The organism is Nocardia acididurans (assembly GCF_016741815.1).
In the GTDB taxonomy this organism is placed as follows: Bacteria; Actinomycetota; Actinomycetes; order Mycobacteriales; family Mycobacteriaceae; genus Nocardia; species Nocardia acididurans.
Genome location: NZ_JAERRJ010000006.1, coordinates 305,083 through 323,310 on the forward strand (window position 1 = coordinate 305,083; position 18,228 = coordinate 323,310).

The 18,228-nt window shown below is 68.8% G+C and carries 15 protein-coding genes; 5 read left to right on the top strand and 10 right to left on the bottom strand.

What is annotated here, in order from left to right:
* Positions 1-161: 161 nt before the first annotated feature.
* The 5 genes from JK358_RS17365 to JK358_RS17385 form a co-directional block, all read right to left on the bottom strand.
* A complete protein-coding gene (locus tag JK358_RS17365) occupies positions 162-578 on the bottom strand; it encodes a hypothetical protein (RefSeq protein WP_201948731.1) in 417 nt (138 codons plus the stop codon).
* Positions 575-835 carry a hypothetical protein gene (locus tag JK358_RS17370; protein WP_201948732.1) on the bottom strand — a complete coding sequence of 87 codons (261 nt, stop codon included), beginning with the start codon at positions 833-835 and terminating at the stop codon, positions 575-577. The genes JK358_RS17365 and JK358_RS17370 overlap by 4 nt, the downstream gene beginning before the upstream one ends.
* Positions 836-881: 46 nt before the next feature.
* Positions 882-1,031 (bottom strand): hypothetical protein, encoded by a 150-nt coding sequence (locus tag JK358_RS17375; protein ID WP_201948733.1) that lies wholly within the window; start codon positions 1,029-1,031, stop codon positions 882-884.
* Between the two features lie 80 nt (positions 1,032-1,111).
* Positions 1,112-4,879, bottom strand: a complete 3,768-nt coding sequence (locus JK358_RS17380) for a multifunctional oxoglutarate decarboxylase/oxoglutarate dehydrogenase thiamine pyrophosphate-binding subunit/dihydrolipoyllysine-residue succinyltransferase subunit (RefSeq protein ID WP_201948734.1) — start codon at positions 4,877-4,879, stop codon at positions 1,112-1,114.
* A gap of 113 nt (positions 4,880-4,992) precedes the next feature.
* Entirely contained in the window at positions 4,993-8,970 is a 3,978-nt protein-coding gene (locus tag JK358_RS17385) for an ABC transporter ATP-binding protein (protein ID WP_201948938.1), read from the bottom strand.
* 203 nt (positions 8,971-9,173) lie between these two features.
* Between JK358_RS17385 and JK358_RS17390 the strand changes: the two genes are divergently transcribed.
* The gene (locus JK358_RS17390) at positions 9,174-9,713 is read left to right on the top strand and encodes a VOC family protein (RefSeq protein ID WP_201948735.1); all 540 of its coding nucleotides are present in this window, start codon (positions 9,174-9,176) and stop codon (positions 9,711-9,713) included.
* Positions 9,714-9,785: 72 nt separating this feature from the next.
* On the opposite strand, the gene JK358_RS17395 is transcribed toward JK358_RS17390, so the two are convergent.
* The 3 genes from JK358_RS17395 to JK358_RS17405 form a co-directional block, all read right to left on the bottom strand.
* Positions 9,786-10,613, bottom strand: coding sequence for an ABC transporter permease (locus JK358_RS17395; RefSeq protein ID WP_201948736.1), 828 nt, complete (start codon positions 10,611-10,613; stop codon positions 9,786-9,788).
* Positions 10,614-10,851: 238 nt separating this feature from the next.
* Positions 10,852-11,790, bottom strand: a complete 939-nt coding sequence (locus tag JK358_RS17400) for an ATP-binding cassette domain-containing protein (RefSeq protein WP_201948737.1) — start codon at positions 11,788-11,790, stop codon at positions 10,852-10,854.
* The gene (locus JK358_RS17405; RefSeq protein WP_201948738.1) at positions 11,787-12,584 is read right to left on the bottom strand and encodes a hypothetical protein; all 798 of its coding nucleotides are present in this window, start codon (positions 12,582-12,584) and stop codon (positions 11,787-11,789) included. Before JK358_RS17405 ends, JK358_RS17400 begins: the two co-directional genes overlap by 4 nt.
* A 228-nt stretch (positions 12,585-12,812) precedes the next feature.
* Between JK358_RS17405 and JK358_RS17410 the strand changes: the two genes are divergently transcribed.
* Positions 12,813-13,655, top strand: a complete 843-nt coding sequence (locus JK358_RS17410; protein WP_307817579.1) for a helix-turn-helix domain-containing protein — start codon at positions 12,813-12,815, stop codon at positions 13,653-13,655.
* 4 nt (positions 13,656-13,659) lie between these two features.
* Complete coding sequence (locus JK358_RS17415; RefSeq protein WP_201948740.1) at positions 13,660-14,079, top strand: VOC family protein; 420 nt, start codon at positions 13,660-13,662, stop codon at positions 14,077-14,079.
* A 7-nt stretch (positions 14,080-14,086) separates the two neighbouring features.
* Here JK358_RS17415 and JK358_RS17420 read toward each other — a convergent pair whose 3' ends face one another.
* A complete protein-coding gene (locus JK358_RS17420) occupies positions 14,087-15,112 on the bottom strand; it encodes a glutathione S-transferase family protein (protein ID WP_201948741.1) in 1,026 nt (341 codons plus the stop codon).
* Positions 15,113-15,252: 140 nt separating this feature from the next.
* Between JK358_RS17420 and JK358_RS17425 the strand changes: the two genes are divergently transcribed.
* The gene (locus JK358_RS17425) at positions 15,253-16,047 is read left to right on the top strand and encodes an enoyl-CoA hydratase/isomerase family protein (protein WP_201948742.1); all 795 of its coding nucleotides are present in this window, start codon (positions 15,253-15,255) and stop codon (positions 16,045-16,047) included.
* 131 nt (positions 16,048-16,178) lie between these two features.
* Complete coding sequence (locus JK358_RS17430) at positions 16,179-17,408, top strand: class I adenylate-forming enzyme family protein (RefSeq protein WP_201948743.1); 1,230 nt, start codon at positions 16,179-16,181, stop codon at positions 17,406-17,408.
* 7 nt (positions 17,409-17,415) lie between these two features.
* Here the strand turns inward: JK358_RS17430 and JK358_RS17435 are convergent, their stop codons facing one another.
* Positions 17,416-18,150: a tyrosine-protein phosphatase gene (locus JK358_RS17435; RefSeq protein ID WP_201948744.1), complete on the bottom strand. Its 735-nt coding sequence runs from the start codon at positions 18,148-18,150 to the stop codon at positions 17,416-17,418.
* Positions 18,151-18,228: the final 78 nt, after the last annotated feature.

Sequence of the window (18,228 nt, forward strand, 5' to 3'; positions counted from 1 at the left end):
GTGCGTACACGGTAGTAATCTGCGTCACACCCGGTGCACCCCCGAAAAGGGGGAGGGTCCGCCGCGCCGCGGTCGAGCTCGTGATCGTTGCCCGTGGACGGCGGCCGCGCGAACCACTAAGCGCCTCGACGAAAGTTCCGGAGGGAACCTTTGGTGACGCGCTAGTCTTCGCTGAACTCGACCAGGCTCACCGAGAACGGGAGCCGCTGTTCGGTCTCTGCCCAGTGTTCCCGGTTGGTGGTGATGATCTCCCAGTCCAGGTAGCGAGCCACCGCGACTGTATGAGCGGCCGGTAGGGTGATCGGATCGTTTGCAGCGGATTGAATATCGGCGAGTTCGCCTGCGTCGTCGGTGGTCGTCAGCCCGGCTATCTGGATGCACCCGAGGTTGTCGACCACGCCGTTGATCTGCGTTCGCTGGTCCTCCGACAGCCCGGTCAACGCCGTTGACAGGGCGAGAAGTGGTACGGCCATTCTGACGTCGCGACCGGCGAGAACTGCGATCAGATTCGATACGTTCGGGTCCCCATGGGCGTAAGCGTGCAGGACGGTGGAATCCAGGACGTAACCAATGCTCATTCGCGCGCCGCCTGCCTCTGAGCGAGTCGATCGACGAGTCGGTCAGCTTGGCGCTCGGCCCATGCGACGGCACTCGCATTCTGGCGATCGTTGGCGATGCGGGCTTCCCAGGCCAGCCGGTTTCGGGTCTGGGTTGACTTGTAGTGGCCGATCAATCGATTGATAACCGCGTCCAGCGACTCATTGGGCTTGGCTAGCGTCTGTAGCTCGTCGCGTGTGGTCGGACGAGTCGTAATGGTGGTCTTGTTCTCGGCCATGCATGAAGCATATCTGTAATGCTTCATGCATTACGGGCATTTCCTCTCACTCGGTGCTGCCGGTATCGGTGGCTGTTCTGATCAGCTCGATCGGGGTGAGGAACGGATTATGATCCAGCCCTTCGAGTCTCGTGAGGGCTTCCCGCTGACGGCTGAACTGTTCGTGATCGGAGTCAGGTGCGGCGGAGTTTGTCACCTGTTGGAAGGTACGTGAAACGCGGCGCGGGGCCGGATCTTTGGGAAAGATCCGGCCCCGTGCGGAAGCTCGGGGAGTCCTTACGCCGTGGGCGAGAAGGCTTCCTCGATGATCTCCTGCTGTTCCACCGCGTGCACCTTGGACGAACCCGAGGACGGGGCCGACATGGCGCGGCGGGAGATACGGCGCAGCTTGTTGAAGCGGGCCGGGAGGATCTCCGGGAGGTTCAGGCCGAAGAAGGGCCAGGCGCCCTGGTTGGCCGGTTCTTCCTGGACCCAGACGAGGTCGGTGGCGTTGGCGTAGCCCTCGAGCGCCTCGTTGAGGCGGAACTTCGGGATGGGGTAGAGCTGCTCGACTCGGACGATCGCCACGTCGTCGCGCTTGTTCTTGTTCTTCTCGGCGGCGAGCTCGTAGTAGATCTTGCCGGAGGTGAGCAGCACGCGCTTGACCTTCGAACGGTCGCCGTCACCCGACTCGTAGGTCGGCTCCTCGAGCACCGTGCGGAACTTGTTGTCCGTGAAGTCCTCGATATCGGAGACCACGGCCTTGTTGCGCAGCATGGACTTCGGAGTGAAGACCACCAGCGGGCGGCGGATGCCGTCCAGGGCGTGGCGGCGCAGCAGGTGGAAGTAGTTCGACGGGGTGGACGGAACCGCCACCGTCATCGAACCCTCGGCGCACAGCTGCAGGAATCGTTCGATACGACCCGAGGTGTGGTCGGGACCCTGACCCTCGTGACCGTGCGGCAGCAGCAGCACGACCTCGGAGAGCTGACCCCACTTGGCCTCACCGGAGGAGATGAACTCGTCGATGATGGTCTGCGCGCCGTTGACGAAGTCACCGAACTGCGCTTCCCACAGGACAAGTGCGTCGGGGTTGCCGAGCGAGTAGCCGTACTCGAAACCGACCGCCGCGTACTCCGACAGCGCCGAATCGTGCACCGCGAACCAGCCCGGGTTCTTCGACCCGATGTTGTGCAGCGGCGTGTACTCCGCGCCCGTCTTGCGGTCGATGATCACCGAGTGGCGCTGCGAGAACGTGCCACGACGCGAGTCCTGACCGGTGAGACGCACCGCGTGCCCCTCGTCGATCAGCGTGCCGAAGGCCAGCAACTCGGCCATGGCCCAGTCGACCTTGCCCTCGTAGGCCATTTCGCGGCGCTTCTCCATGACCGGCTTGACGCGCGGATGCACCGAGAAGTCGGCCGGCGAATTGACGAACGCGTCGCCGATCCGCTGCAGCACCGTCTTGTCCACGGCGGTAACCAGATTCGCGGGCAGCTGCTGCTCGTCCTCGACCGACTCCGACGGCTCCGGCGAGTACTTCTCCAGCTCGCGCACCTCGTTGAAGATCCGCTCCAGCTGACCCTGGTAGTCGCGCAGGGCGTCTTCGGCTTCCTTCATGGAGATGTCGCCACGACCGATCAGCGACTCGGTGTACGCCTTGCGCACCGAACGCTTGGTGTCGATCACGTCGTACATGTGCGGCTGCGTCATCGACGGGTCGTCGCCCTCGTTGTGGCCACGACGGCGGTAGCAGATCATGTCGATCACGACATCGCGGTTGAAGCGCTGGCGGTAGTCGACGGCCAGCTTGGCCACCCACACACAGGCTTCCGGATCATCGCCGTTGACGTGGAACACCGGCGCACCGATGAACTTGGCGATGTCGGTGGAGTATTCGGTGGACCGCGAGTACTCCGGCGCGGTGGTGAAGCCGATCTGGTTGTTCACCACGATGTGCACGGTGCCGCCGGTGCGGTAGCCGCGCAGCACCGACAGGTTCAGCGTCTCGGCGACGACACCCTGACCGGCGAAGGCCGCGTCACCGTGCAGCATCAAAGGCACGACCGAGAAGGTCCGCGCCTCTTCACCCTTGGTGACGATGTCTTCCTTGGTGAGCAGATCCTGCTTGGCGCGAACCAGACCCTCCAGCACCGGGTCGACGGCCTCGAGGTGCGACGGGTTGGCCGTCAGCGAGACCTCGATGTCGTTGTCGCCGAACATCTGGATGTAGGTGCCGCGCGCACCCAGGTGGTACTTCACGTCGCCCGAGCCGTGCGTGGCGGCCGGGTTCATATTGCCCTCGAACTCGGTGAAGATCTTCGAGTAGGGCTTGCCGACGATGTTCGCGAGCACGTTCAGGCGGCCGCGGTGCGGCATGCCGATGACGACCTCGTCGAGCGCGTGCTCGGCGCACTGGTCGATCACGCCGTCCATCATCGGGATGACGGACTCCGCGCCCTCGAGTGAGAAGCGCTTCTGGCCAACGTATTTGGTCTGCAGGAAGGTCTCGAACGCCTCGGCCGCATTGAGCCGCGACATGATGTACTTCTGCTCGGCCACAGTCGGTTTCGCGTGCTTCTGCTCCACGCGGTCCTGAATCCACTGCAGCTGTTCGGGATCCAGGATGTGGGTGTACTCGACACCCACGTGGCGGCAGTACGCGTCGCGCAGGATCGACAGCACGTCGCGCAGCTTCATGCGCTCCTGGCCGTGGAAGCCCGCGACATTGAACTCGCGATCGAGATCCCACAGCGTCAGACCGTGCTGGGTGACATCGAGATCCGGATGTGAACGGAACTTGTCCTTCACCAGCCGCAGCGGGTCGGTGTCGGCCATCAGGTGACCGCGGTTGCGGTACGCCGCGATGAGCTCCTGCACGCGGACGCTCTTGTCGACGCCGCGCTCCTTGATGTCCTTACGCCAGCGCACCGGCTCGTAAGGCACACCCATGCCGTGGAAGATCTCGTCGTAGAACTCGTCGGAGATCAGCAGCTGGTGGATGGTGCGCAGGAAGTCACCGGACTCCGCACCCTGGATGATGCGGTGGTCGTAGGTGGAGGTGAGCGTCATGAGCTTGCCGATGCCGATCTCGGCGAGCTGCTCGTCGCTCATGCCCTGGAACTCGGCCGGGTACTCCATGGCGCCCGCGCCGATGATCGCGCCCTGGCCCGGCATCAGACGCGGCACCGAATGGTTGGTGCCGATGGTGCCCGGGTTGGTGAGCGAGATGGTGACGCCGGCGAAATCCTCGGTGGTCAGCTTGCCGTCGCGCGCCCGGCGCACGACGTCCTCGTACGCGCTGTGGAACTGCGCGAAGGTCTGGCCCTCGGTGTTCTTGATGGCGGCGACAGCCAGGGTGCGGTTGCCGTCCTTGCCACGCAGGTCGATCGCGAGGCCCAGGTTGGTGTGCGCCGGGGTGATCGCGTTCGGCTTCCCGTCGACCTCGGCGTAGTGCCGGTTCATGTTCGGGAACGACTTGATCGCCTGCACGATGGCGTAACCCAGCAGGTGGGTGAAGGAGATCTTGCCGCCGCGGGTACGGGCGAGGTGGTTGTTGATGACCAGACGGTTGTCGATCATCAACTTGGCCGGAATGGCCCGCACGGAGGTGGCGGTCGGGATGGTCAGCGACGCCGACATGTTCTTCACGATCGCCGCGGCGGGCCCGCGTAGCACCTTGGCCTCGTCCTCGGCGGAGACCTTCGGGCCGGCCGTGGGCGCGGCGTTCGAGGTCGGAGCCGGGGTGGTCTGCGGAGCGCGCACCTGCGCCGGGGCGGCCGGGGCAGGCGCGGCGGCGGCGGGTGCGGGCTTCGGAGCCGGGGCGGGAGCGGGCGCAGGCGCGGGAGCGACGGCGGGCGCGGGAGCGACGGGAGCTGAGGCGGCTACCGGCTTGCTGTTGCCGGTGTCGCCGGTGTTCTCCGGCGTGTAGTCGGCGAGGAACTCGTGCCAGCTCTCATCGACCGACGAGGGGTCTTGCTTGTACTTCTGATACATCTCGTCGACAAGCCACTGGTTCTGTCCGAACTGGTCTGTTGAGCTGCTCACAGCAGGTGTTCGCCTCATTTCGTTCTTCGCGCTGCGACGTTTGTGACGTGCCCGGCACGGGTAATCGGCGGATTGCGCGCCGATGCGCCCCCACTGAGGATATGCCCACCCCTGTTTGCCCGTGGGCACACCTACCACCGAGCGGGCACATCCACTCGTGACGACTCGTCCTCAGCCGAGAATATTCCTTCTTCGGCCTGTGCCGCAGCCCATAGGCGCGCGTACGCGCCGTCGGCCGATAGCAATTCGGCATGAGACCCGATCTCGGCGATGCGACCGTGTTCGACGACGGCGATCCGATCGGCCTGCGCGGCGGTGGCCAGGCGGTGCGCGACGATGACGGAAGTCCGCCCGTGGGTGACCGATTCATTGGCTACCAGCACCGATGCCTCGGCGGCCGGATCCAGTACGGCGGTGGCCTCGTCGAGCAGCAGCAGATCGGGCTGCACGAGCTCGGCGCGGGCCAGCGCGACGAGCTGCCTCTGCCCCGCCGACAGGCCGCGACCGCGTTCGCCGACGGGATTGCGCAGGCCCGCGGGGAGTGCCTCCAGGGAGTCGAGCGCGCCGACCGCATAGGCGGCATGTCTGATTTGTGAGGATGTGGCGAAAGGTTTGCCAAATGAGATGTTGCTCGCCACGTCCCCGGTGAAGAGGTGAGCTTCCTGCGGCACCACACCGAGCCGCGCGCGGTAGTCGGTGAGCCGGTAGTCGCGGATGTCGACACCGTCGACCCGGATGGCCCCGCGCGTCATTCCAGAGTCGGCCGCATCTGGTGCGTGGTCGCCGGAGGCGCTCTGCTCACGCGGCATGTCGTAGAGGCGGGCCAGCAGCTTCACGATGGTCGACTTGCCCGCGCCCGTCGCGCCGACCAGGGCCAGCGAGGTGCCCGCCGGAATACGCAGGCTGACGCCGTCCAGCGCGGGCTTGTTCGTTCCCGGGTAGTGGAACCGGACATCGTCGAAGACGACCTCACCGCGCAGGCTGCCGTCGATGGGCCGCGCGTCCACCGGATCCGGCACGATCGACGACGGCGTGCGCAGCAGTTCCGCGATGCGCGACAAGCCGACCCGCGCCTGCTGATACCCGTCGAACAGCTGCGACAGCTGATAGATCGGCCCGAACAGCAGTTCCAGGTACAGCACGAAGGCGATGAGGGTGCCCGCGGTCGTCGTCCCGTTCGCGACCTCCCGCGCACCCCAGAACACCACGCCCGCCAGCGCCAGATCCGCCCACACGCCGACGAAGGCGAAGAACGTCGCGATGGCGCGCTGCGCCCGCAGCCTGCTCACCCGGTAGCGATCGGAGTACTCGGCGAACCGCCGCGCCGACGCCTGCTCGTGCCGGTTGGCCTGCAGCGCCCGCAATCCGGCGACATTCTCGGCGAAATCGCCGTTCACCGTGCCGGAATGCTCACGCGACTCGCTGTAGGCCGCATTCGACACCCTGCGGAACCACCAAATCGCGATGATCAGCAGCGGCAGCGAAACCAGCACCACCAGCGCCAATTTCGCGTCGATCACCACCAGCGCCACCATGATCCCCGCGACCATGAGCAGGCTCACCAGCGCATCGGGCAGCCCCGTCTGCAGGAACGTCGACAGCGCGTCGATATCGGTGGTCATCCGCGTCATGATCCGGCCGGACAGCTCCCGCTCGTAGTAGTCGAGCCCCAGCCGCTGCAGATGCGCGTAACTGCGCACCCGCAACCCGTACAGCACCCGCTCCCCGGCCCGCGCACCCCACAGCAGCGCCGTCGACGCCGCCAGCCACCCCACCCCGGCCAGCAGCCCGCCGACGATCGCGGCGCGCGTCAGCGCACCCTGATCCGAACCGCTGACCCCGTGGTCGATCGCATACCGCACGATGGTCGGAAACCCCACGCCCACAAGCGCATCCACCGCCAGCAACCCGACCGCCAGCGCCACCAGCCACCGCACCGGCCGCAACATCCGCGGCAACCGGAACCCGGGATCGGACTCCCGCAGCGGGCCGTCGTCGACCCCGGGCTGTTCGGTCGCGGCGGGCAGTCGCCCCAGCGACTTCCGGACCTCGGCCGGAGTATCGCGATCGATCAAGGCCTCGGCCGTCGCCGGAGCACGGCCGGACGGGTCGCCTGCGGCCGGTGTCACCGTGACCCGGTGAGTTTTGCGGCTGAACCCGTCGGTGTCGCCGGAGGGTTCGCTCGCGGTGCGTTTCCGGTCGGCGATCGTGCCGTCGAAGGCGGCGCTTATGCGCTGTTCACCCGGGGCGAGTATGCCGGAGGCATGGGATTGGGCGACCACCCGAAGCGCACGCCCTTCTACGGCGTGCTCATGCTGCTGTCCGTCATGCTGCTCGGACTGTGGGTGCGCGATGTGTCCGTCGTGTGGCTGCGGCTGCTGCTGTTCGCCGGGCTGTTCGTGGTGGCGGCGGTCGGCTTCGTCATGACCTTCCGCGACTACTCCTGAACCGGGCAGCCGGATGACCCGGTCCGCCTGGGCCAGGGTCGATTCGCGGTGCGCGAGGATGAGGGTGGTGCGACCGGAATCGGCGGGGAGAGCCGCGAAGATGGCGGCCTCGGTGACCGCGTCCACCGCCGAGGTGGCGTCGTCGAGAATCAGCACGCGCGGATTCGCCAGCAGGGCGCGAGCCAGCGCGATGCGCTGCCGCTGACCCCCGGACAGGGTGAGGCCGCGTTCGCCGACCACCGTGTCGTAGCCGTCGGGCAGTGCCTCGATGAATTCGTGCGCGGCGGCCTGTTGGGCGGCCGTGCGGATCTCGGCGTCGGTGGCGTCGTCGCGGCCCAGCGCGATATTGGCGGCGATGGTGTCGGAGAGCAGGAAGGCTTCGTCGAAGACCACGCCCACCGCGGCGCGCAGATCCGCGGCCCGCAGGTCGGCGATGTCGGCGCGGGAGTCCTTGCCGTACAGGGTGATCCGGCCCGCATCCGGGGTGAAGAAGCGGGGGAGTAGCAGCGCCAGCGTGGATTTCCCGGAACCGGCTGGGCCGATGATCGCCACTGTCTCGCCGGGGGCGACGGTCAGGTCGAAGTCGCGCAGTACCGGGCGGTCGGGCTCGAATCCGAAGGTGAGGGAATCGATCTCGATGCCGAGCGGCCCGGCGGGCAGCCGCACCGGATGCTCCGGATCGATCCGCTCGGGCGCACTGTCGATGACCTGATGCACCCGCTCGGCGGCGGCGCGGGTCAACTGCGCCATCACCACCACCATGGCGACGGTGCGGGTGGCATTCGACATGGTCGACACGTAGGCGGCGAACGCCAGGAACGTGCCCACCCCGATCGCGCCGTTCAAGGCCAGCACGCCGCCCACGGTGATCACCGCGATCAGCGCCGCCTGCGGAATCGCGGACAGGCTCGGCCCGAACCGGGCGTCGATTCGCGCCGCCCGCATGCGCTCCGAGAACACCCGGCGCGCATGGCCTTCCAGCAGATCCACCATGCGCGACTCCTGGCCGAAGCCCTTCACCACGCGCACGCCGGTGACGGTCTCCTCCACATGCTGGGCCAGATCCGCGGCCCGCTGCTGCGCCGACCAGGTGGCCGCGTACAGCCGCGGCCGCACCCGATACACGACCAGCACCATCACCGGCACCATGAGCAGCGCGGTGACCGCCAGCGGCGGGGACAGCCACAGCATGACGGCCGCCGACAGCAGGAACTGCAGGGCGGCCAGCAGCGACCACGGGCTCATGGCGAGCAGGCCCTGCACCAGATTCAGATCCGAGATGGATCGCGACACCACCTGCCCGGTGCGCAGTTCGTCCTGGCCGGGCCCGTCCATCCGGTGCAGGGCCCGGACCAGATCCACGCGCAGTTCGTGCTGCACGTCCAGGGCCAGCCGGCCGGCGAGCATGCGCCGGGCGAAGCTGGCGGCGGCGCGGCCCACGGCCACCAGCACCAGCAGCCACGCCATGGTGGTGATGATCGCGGTGTCGCCGGCCGTCGCGCCGTCCAGTGCCCGCTTGGCCAGCAGCGGACCGGCCACCGTGACGAGGCCGCCGAGCAGCAGCGCCGCCGCGAGCCCGGCCAACAGGCCCGGATGCGCCCGGCATCGGATCCACAAGCGCCGCAACCAGCCGCGCGCCGGTTGCTCCGGCGCGCGGCGCATCGTCCTCTGCTCGGTCTTGATCGCACTCACCCCTATTCGAAGGTAACCAACCGGACCGACAGTGTTTTGTTCCCGCAGTTCAGCTGCGCCTTCGGGAAGGGGTTCGATTCCGGGAGTCCGGCTGGACGGGGTGTGCCCTTGTGCCGGGCGGTCGCGCGTGATCGGCTGGAACGCCACCACGACCGTGAAAGCGAGCCGCCCCCATGCCGATTCAGCGCCTCAACCACGCCGTCCTGTTCGTCTCCGATGTGGAGCGTTCGGCCGCCTTCTACGGCCGGGTGCTGGGCTTCCGGCGACTGCCCGGCGGATTCCCGGGCGCGGTGTTCCTCCAGGCCGAGGGCTCGGCCAACGACCACGACCTGGGCCTGTTCCAGTCGCCGGACCCGGCCACCCCGCACCGCACCGGCCGAGTCGGCCTCTACCACCTGGCCTGGGAGGTGGACACCCTCGCCGAACTCCAGCGGATCAGCGAAACGCTGCGCGCGGCGGGAGCCCTCACCGGGGCCTCCGACCACGCATCGACCAAAGCCCTCTACGCGGCCGACCCCGACGGCATCGAATTCGAGGTCTGCTGGCTGGTCCCCGACACCGCGATCGAAGCGGAACTGCAGTCCATGACCTCCCCGACGGCCCCGCTCGACCTCCCCGCCCTCATCGCGAAATACGGCGCGGACACACCGGGCGGCCCCCGCACCGATCACGAGGTCTGGCGTCGCCGGTTCGCCGCCGGCGACGCCGACTGACCGGCCGCCGGTGATGCCGGGATGACGAGAGCGTCTCAGCCGCAGGGAAGGCGCGACATCATGCGTAGAAGCTCAGTTGCGGCCGCCGAATCGCAGTGCGGAGGTGTCGGCCGGCTCGCGGCGGGTGAAGTCCCACCAGGCGGCGGTGCCCGCGGCGGTGGCCCACAGCAGCAGCAAGACGATCGCGGCGGGGGTCGGCGCGATGAAGGCGACGTTCTCCGGAATCACGCCACCGGTGATCGACCCCACCGTGGCCGACACGGGTAGCACGGTGCACACGGCGGGAATGCCGAGGGCGTTGGCGATCAACCAGAGCAGCGGTTCCGCGATCAGCAGGCCGACCACCACGGTCACCGCCCGACCGGGATTGCGCAGCAGGAAGCCCAGCGCGGCCCCGATCACCGACCAGCACACGACCGCCAGCGCCACCCCCGCCAGCACCGCCAGATGCTGCCCGCCGACGGTGATCTTCCCCCGCGCGACCAGCAGCACCAGCCCGAAACCCACCACCTCGACGACGAGCACCGTCGCCAGCGAAAACGCCGCCGTCACAGCGAGTTTCGCCCCCAGCAGCACATTCCGGTCGGGTGTGAACAGCGAACCGGCCGCCAGTGTCCCGTACCGATACTCGGCCCCCGTGGCCTCCGCCCCGAAAATCCCGGCCAGCACCACCGCCAGCCCCAGCGCCGCGGCCACCGCGATCCCGCCGACCCCGAGGGACTCCGGCACCACGCCCGCCCACTCGATCGGCTCAGCGGTGAACGCCAGTACCGCGAACGCGGCGATCCCGGCCGCCGCGACCACCGCCGCCAGCACCGCATACGCCTTCACCGAGATGACCTTGCGCACTTCGGAATTCGCCGCCCGCACCACGGGCTCCGGCACCGCCGTGAGGATCATCGCACAACCTTTCGTCGAATACCGCCGCCCGCCACACACCCCGCCTCGCGCCCCGAATCACAGCGCGCCGCTGCAGCGTTCCCGCCATTCCAGCGGGTTCGCGGCAAGGATCCACAGGGGTAGCGCACGGTGAATGTGTCGATCCCGGCCGAACGCATGCCGGGTTGACGCGGGCGTGCCGATTGCCGTCGCCATGCCGATACGGCGGCGCTGTTCTCCCGGTGCCGCTGGCGCTGTATCACCGGGGCATCCCGTAGGCGGGGAAGGCCGGGGTGGTGGGGCGGTGGGTGAGGGTGGCCAGGACCTGGTCGGGGTGGACGTGTTCGGGGGTGATCTCGGTGAGTTGGACTCGGGCGGTTTGGGCGGCCGATTCCAGTTGGGCCAGTGAGGCTTCGGCTACGGCCAGGCGGCCGTCGGGGCGCATGACGGCGTCGGTGTAGCCCTCGGCGGCCAGGGCCGTGGCGAGGGCGATGGGGCTGGAGGCGCGGACCAGGAGGCGGTCGGGGTGGCTGCGGCGCAGGCGTGCGGGGCTGCCCTGGTAGACGATGGCGCCGTGGTCGAGGACGATGAGTTCGTCGGCGATGGGCAGGGCCGCGCTGAGGGTGCGGGCGGTTGACAGGACGGTGCCGCCGCGGCGGGTGTGGCCGCGCAGATACTCGTTGAGCCAGGCGATTTCGGGTGCGGTCAGGCCCGCGGTGGGGTCGTCGAGCAGGAGGAGCGGCGGGTCGCCCAGGAGGGCGACGGCCAGCGCCAGGCGGGTCTGGTGGCCGGGGGAGAGCGTGCCGATGCGGTGGCCGGCCAGGTCGGTGAGCTGGACCAGGGCCAGTAGTTCTTCCACGCGGTCGTCGGAAACGCCTGCGGCGGCGGCGAATACGCGCAGCTGGCCGCGGGCGGTGCGCGCCGGGTGCAGGGTGCGGGGGGACAGCATGGCGCCGATCGGCTGGCGGCCGCGCCGGATGCCGGAGCCGGGGCCTCCGACACGCGCGGTGCCGGAGGTCGGTTCGAGCTGGCCCAGCAGCAGTTTCAGCAGGGTCGTCTTCCCCGCGCCCGCGGGACCGACCACGACGGCGACGGTCCCGGCGGGCACGACGAAGCTCACGTCGCGGACAGCGGCCACGTCGCCGAAGGTCTTGCTCAGCCCGCCGGCGGCGAAGGCGAGCGGCCGCGGCCGGCTCACGAGCGCGGAGTCTTCGGTGCGGCTCCCTGCTGCGGAGTCTGCGGTGCTGTGCCCTGCTGCGGAGTCTGCGGTGTGGGCTGCGACTGCAGGGTCTTCGGTGCGGCCTCCACGGCGGGTAGCGGGTCGGCGTCGATCACCAGTTGCTGTGGCCAGGCGGCCGGCGGTGCGCCGAATGCCTTGCGGGAGTTGTCGATCAACCGGTGGCCCAGGGCCCGGTTGCCGAAACCGCCGATGGCCGCGCCGATTCCGGCGGGCAGCACCTTGCCGAACATGAGCGCGGACCGCTTGGCAATGAACTGCATGATGAACCGCTTGAGCAGTGAATCGTTCATGCTGCTGATGCCCGGGATCTTCCCGGCCAGCAGATTGCCCCAGTTCTTGGCGGAGCTGCCGACGCTCTTCTGCACGATGGCCATGCCGCTGTCGCCGAGCACGACCGCGAGCACGAGGGCGCGGCGGCGCTCTTTGTCCTCCGGGGCGACGCCGTGCACCGATGCCACCGCGAGGGTGTACAGCGCGGAGGCTTCGAGGAAGAACGCCGTCTCGGCGCTGATGGCCGCGACCGACGCGATGGTGCCCACCCCGGGCACGGCGGCGGTGGCCCCGACGGCGGTGCCGCTGCCCGTGACGGTGTTGAGGTACAGCTTCTCGATGCGCGTGATGATCTGCGCGGGCGACTCGCCCGGATGCGATTTGCGCATCCGCTCCACGTACTTGGCGACAGCGGGCGCCTGCAATTGCGATCCGTTGTCGAGCAGGGTGACGACCGCCTTCTCGAGCCCGGTCTTGAACATCGACAACACCCCTTCTCCGTACGGTCCTCCGACCGAAACTCTATGGCACCGGACCAACGATCCGCGAGGTACAGGGGTTCCTGCACCCCTGGCCACCGTGCGCGTGTCGCGGCAAGTCCGCGGGAACGCCCGGCGGGTCGGCCCGTGTCCCGGGATTACCCGCTGCGAGTTCGCTCTCACGGCCGCTCTCGTCACACCGATCGCCCCGTTTCGGCCTACCGTGAACACGTGGCAGGAGTGTCCGAAGGCGCGTCGGGCCGACCCGACGCCCGGCTGCGCGACTACGTCCTCGGGTACGAGGGCTACCTGCTGCACGGCTTCGACCCGGGCACCCACGTCGGCATGCCCAGTTCCGTGCAGACCGTCCTGGTGACCATCGACGAGCCCGTCGACCTGCCGGTGTCCTCGCACCCCGACCAGCCCGGCGGCACCTGGGAGATGCTGGCCAGCGGCCTCACCGTGCGCCCCGCGCTGATCCGGCACAACGGTTTCCAGCACGGCGTCCAGGTGGCGCTGACGCCGCGCGGCTGCCGCGCCCTGTTCGGCATCCCGGCCGCCGCGCTGGGTTCCTGGGTGGTCGACCTGCGGGAGGTGCTGGGCGCGTCGCGAGCGGTCGAGTTGCGCGAGCGGATCAGCGGGACGGCGAGCTGGCCCGCGCGGTTCGCCGTGTTCGACGAGATCCTGCTGCGGCACGTCGAGCAGTTGCCGTGGGATCGCGAGCTCTGGCACGCCTGGGACCTGCTGACCGCCCCCGACCCCGATATCCGGGTGGCCGCCGTCGCCGACGAGATCGGCTGGAGCCGAAGACATCTCGGCAACCGCTTCACCGCCGAATTCGGCGTGACGCCCAAGGACGCCGTGCGCATCGCCCGCTTCGAACGCTCGCACCAGCTGCTGCGCCGCCCGGACGCCCCCGTGCTGTCGGAGGCCGCGGTCCACTGCGGCTACTACGACCAGGCGCACATGGCCCGTGAATGGCGCGAACTCGCGGGCATGCCGCCCTCGGTGTGGCGCGAGCAGGAGGAGTTCCCATTCGTCCAAGACCCGCAGGGGGCGCAGGCGGGAAGGTGAGGTCATGAGCGAAACGACAACCCCTGTGACCACCGCGACCGCCATCTGGCCCGCCTTCCTCTACCGCGACGCGCAGGCCGCGATGGCGTTCCTGGAGCGCGCCTTCGGCTTCGAAACCGCCTTCGCCGCCACCCGGGACGGCGTGGTCCAGCACGCCGAACTGGTCTTCCCCGGCGGCGTCGGCATCATGCTCGGCCAGCTCCGCGACGATATGACCCTGGAGGACATGGTCCCGGGCATCGGGTCGGCCTATCTCGTGATCGACGACCCGGACGCCCTGTACGCGCGCGCCAAGGCGGCGGGCGCGACCATCACCAAGGAGCTCCAGGACGAAACCGATTACGAGTCACGGGGATTCACCTGCCGTGACCCGGAGGGCGTGAACTGGAGCTTCGGCACCTACCCCGGCGCGAAGGGCTCCTGATCGGTGCTCAGGCCGGTGCGTGTCCCGCCGGGACGCGCTCGGCCGGGAGCGGGGGCGGCGGTGCCGTGCCGTCCCCGAATGCGCTGCCGCCCAGGGTTTCCCGGCCGTGCGGGGTCAGCCAGTCGCCGAGTTCCGGGCCCTTCGGCACGATCCGCGTCGGGTTGATGTCGGTGTGCACGATGTAGTAGTGCTGTTTGATCTGCACGAAGTCGATCGTGTCGCCGAATCCGGGGGTCTGGTAGAGGTCGCGCGCGTACGCCCACAGCACCGGTAGCTCGGTCAGCTTCTGCCGATTGCATTTGAAGTGCCCGTGATACACCGGATCGAATCGGGCCAGCGTCGTGAACAGCCGGACGTCGGCCTCGGTGATGGTGTCGCCGACCAGATACCGCTGTGTCGCAAGGCGTTCGGTCAGCCAGTCCAGCGCTGTGAACAGCCGATCGTAGGCGGCGTCGTAGGCCTGCTGATCGCCCGCGAAACCGCATCGGTACACACCGTTGTTGACCTCGGTGTAGACCCGCTTGTTCACGGTGTCGATCTCGTCGCGCAGGTCCTTCGGGTACAGCTTCGGCGCTCCGGGCCGGTGGAATTCCTCCCACTCGGTGGAGAAGTCGAGGGTCATCTGCGCGTAGTCGTTGGTGACGACCTGACCGGTCGGCACGTCGACGACGGCGGGCACGGTGATGCCGCGCGGATAGTCCGGGTAGCGCTTCAGGTACGCGTCGCGCAGGAAGTGGATCCCCAGCACCGGGTCAACCTCGCCGGGGTCCAGATCGAAGGTCCAGCTGCGCTTGTCGTGGGTCGGCCCGCACAGGCCCAGCGACAGCGCCGATTCCAGGCCGAGCAGCCGTCGCACGATGAGCGTGCGGTTGGCCCACGGGCAGGCGCGTGCCGCGATCAGGCGGTAGCGCCCGGGTTCGACGGGGTACCCGTCGCGTCCGTCGGCGGTGATCCGCGTGGTGATGTAGTTCGTGTCGCGCTTGAATTCGCCCGGCTCGACGTAGGTGCCCGGCTCCGGCGTGGATGTGGTCACCCGGCCAGTCTTGCAGACGCCCGCTCGCCGCAGTGGCCGGAATGTCCGGCCCGGCCGGATCGCGTCGTCTCCGGCCCACCGCGTTGTGGCTGGTCGGGTCACCCTTCCGCTAATTTGGGACACCGCCTAGATTGTGTCTCATGACCGACACCAAGCCGACCCGGTTGGAACGCATCGTCACCGCCGGTGGAGCCGATGCCGCCGTGCTGACCATCGCCCATCCGCCGCTGAACCTCTTCGACAAGGCGCTGTTCGAGGCACTCGCGGTGGATATCGCCGAGCTGGCCGCGAATCCGCCGCGCGCGGTGCTGCTGCGCGCCGAGGGCAAACTGGTGTCCGGCGGCGTGGACGTGCACGTCTTCGACGGCCTCACCGTCGACGAGGGCGCGCAGCTCTGGCAGGACCTCTTCGCCCGCCTCATCCACCCGCTCGAGGCGCTGCCCTGCCCGGTGATCTTCGCCGCGCACGGCCTCACCCTCACCGCGGCCTTCGAGATCGCCCTCGCCTGCGACATCATCCTGGCCGCCCCCAGGGCCAAGTTCGGTCTCGTCGAAACCGTCGTCGGCCTGACCCCGTCCATGGGCGGCCCGCAGCGCCTGGCCGAGCGCGCCGGCTCCGGCCGCGCCCGCGAATTCGTCATGACCGGAGATCTCTACGACGCCGCCACCATGGCCGACTGGGGTGTCGTGAACGCCGTCCACGAGGACGTCGACGCCGCCGCCCGCGCCCTGCTGGCCCGGCTCGCCGACGGCCCCACCAAAGCCCATGCGGCTACCAAGGAAATTGTGGGTGCGTGGCGTTCCGGCGGTGTGGCACACGCGGATTCGGTGACACCCGAGGTTTCCGGCAGGCTCTTCGACACCGCTGACCTGCGTGGCGCGGTGCGGAGTTTCCTCGAGGTCGGCCCGGGGAAGGCTACCTACACCGGGCAGTGAGTGTCTCGATGGCGTGACGGTGCCCCACCGTTTGCCGACAATCCGCCCCTGATTGTGATGTGCATCATATAGTCACGGTGCGCAGGTGCATGGAGGCGACGCCTGCGGCTCGATGGCACTCGGAGGGTCGGATGTCGCAGTTACTGGTGGAGTACCCGCACACGCGAAATACCTGGTGCGACAACCCCCTTGCGCGTGGCGCCGACGGCATTCTCCGATACGGCAATCTGACTCCGGCGTTGACCGAGCTACTGGATATCCAGGTGCACACCTTCGCCGCGCGGGAGGCGGTGGTCGAGATCGGCGGCCCCCGCCTCACCTACCGGGAACTCTGGTATTCGGCCTCGCGCATCGCGGGCGGATTGCAGGAGCACGGCATCGGTTACGGCGACCGGGTGGCGGTGCGCATGCCGGTCGGCGTGCGCTGGGTGCAGGCGTTCCTGGGTGCGCTGCTGTCCGGCGCGGTGCCGGTGCTGGTGCCGGATCGGCTGCCGGAGGCCCTGGCGGCGAAGGTGATTCGCGACAGCTGCGCCGACTTCGTGCTCGACGGCGGCGGCAGTGCGGCCGGGTACCGCGAGGATCTGCCCGATGCCGCGGCCTTCATCGACGACGGCGCGTCCCTGGGCGAGCTGGCGCTGCTCTGCTACACCAGCCCGGGGCCCGAGGCGGGCCCGCGCGGAGTGGAGCTCACCAACGAGAATCTGCTCTCGGCAATCCGTTCCGTGGTCGGCGCGCTGGATCTGCCCACCGAGGGGCTGCGCAATCTGGTGCTGCTGCCGCTGGCGCACGCCAGCGGCTGCGTCGATCAACTGCTGCCCACCTTCGCGGTCGGCGGCACCGTGGTGCTCACCCCGGACCCGGCCGCCATCGCGGAAACCCTTGTGTCCGAACGGATCGACATGGTTTCGGCGACCCCGCGCATCTTCGCGGGCCTGCTGCCGGATCTGGCCGGCCTGCGGGTGGAGCGGGTGCGGCAGGTGTGCAGTGCGGGCCACCGCGCCGAACTCGCCGCGGCCGACCCGGCCACCTCCGAAACCGTGGCCGACACGCTGCGCGCGGTGTTCCCCGCGGCCCGGCAGTGGTCGGTGTGGGGCGCGACCGAGACCAGCGGCATCGGCCTGGCCCGCGACGACGGCGCGGCCGCCCGTGACGTCCTCGGATTCGCCTTCGGCGGAACCGAATTGGCCTTATGGGGTCCGCAGGCGGCGGCCGGGCACGGTGAATTGCTCTGTCGCGGGCCGAATGTCGCCTCCCGCTACTGGAACGATCCGCAGACCACGCAGTCCCGCTTCACCGGTCAGTGGTTCCACACCGGCAATCAGGTGAGCATCGACTCCGACGGCCTGGTCCGCCGGGCCTGAAGCGCGCTCACTCCAGCATGCGCTCGCGCAATGCCGCGCGCATGTCGGCTTCGATGCCGATCTCGGCCAGGTAGCCGTCGATGCCGCCGTACATGGAGTGCATGGAAGTGGTTGCGGCTTCGAGGTATTCGGGTTTCACGCCGAGCAGGTCGTCGGACAGCTCCTCGTTGAGCGCGTCGGTCATGAACGAGCGCAGGGTGGGCACGGCGTCATTGCTGAGCAGGTAGTCGGCGTACACGTCCTCCTCGGTGACGTCGACGGCGCGCAGCAGGGTGGCCACGGCCCAGCCGGTGCGGTCCTTGCCGGCCGCGCAGTGCACGAGCGCGGTGCCGTTCAGCGCGGATTCCGCGAGCGCTTTGATGGCCGTGTGCGCCTCGGGCAGGGCCGGGAACTGGCTGTAGGTCTCCAGCATGTGGTTGAAGGCGGTGATGGTGCGCCGGGCCTCGTGCGGCGGGGTCTCGCCCATGCGCGAGTCGAACGGGGTGATGTGCAGGCGCACGTCCTCGGGCAGCGCGTCGTGTCCGATGAAGTCGATCTCTTTCAGCCCGCGCAGGTCGTGCACGTCGGTGACGCCGAGTTGCCCGAGGGTCGCCCGGCCGGCGTCGTCGAGTTTGCTGAGCTGCGCGGACCGCAGCAGCACGCCGTCGCGCACCTTGGCGCCGGTGGTGGTGCGCAGTCCGCCCGCGTCGCGGAAATTGAAGGTGCCGGAGATCAGGAATTGGTCGGGGCGCGCTGAAGTCACCCGCTCAGGCTATAGGGGCGTGTGCGACGGGCCTATACATGTTCTGCTGTGTGGGTTCGGGCACAGTCACTGTCGCCG

Coding starts and splice junctions, on each gene's coding strand:
- JK358_RS17395 (WP_201948736.1), bottom strand. CDS start 10,613: ATGATCCTCACGGCGGTGCCGGAGCCCGTGGTGCGGGCGGCGAATTCC.
- JK358_RS17415 (WP_201948740.1), top strand. CDS start 13,660: ATGAGCGAAACGACAACCCCTGTGACCACCGCGACCGCCATCTGGCCC.
- JK358_RS17430 (WP_201948743.1), top strand. CDS start 16,179: ATGTCGCAGTTACTGGTGGAGTACCCGCACACGCGAAATACCTGGTGC.
- JK358_RS17380 (WP_201948734.1), bottom strand. CDS start 4,879: ATGAGGCGAACACCTGCTGTGAGCAGCTCAACAGACCAGTTCGGACAG.
- JK358_RS17385 (WP_201948938.1), bottom strand. CDS start 8,970: ATGCGCCGCGCGCCGGAGCAACCGGCGCGCGGCTGGTTGCGGCGCTTG.
- JK358_RS17425 (WP_201948742.1), top strand. CDS start 15,253: ATGACCGACACCAAGCCGACCCGGTTGGAACGCATCGTCACCGCCGGT.
- JK358_RS17365 (WP_201948731.1), bottom strand. CDS start 578: ATGAGCATTGGTTACGTCCTGGATTCCACCGTCCTGCACGCTTACGCC.
- JK358_RS17405 (WP_201948738.1), bottom strand. CDS start 12,584: ATGTTCAAGACCGGGCTCGAGAAGGCGGTCGTCACCCTGCTCGACAAC.
- JK358_RS17390 (WP_201948735.1), top strand. CDS start 9,174: ATGCCGATTCAGCGCCTCAACCACGCCGTCCTGTTCGTCTCCGATGTG.
- JK358_RS17370 (WP_201948732.1), bottom strand. CDS start 835: ATGGCCGAGAACAAGACCACCATTACGACTCGTCCGACCACACGCGAC.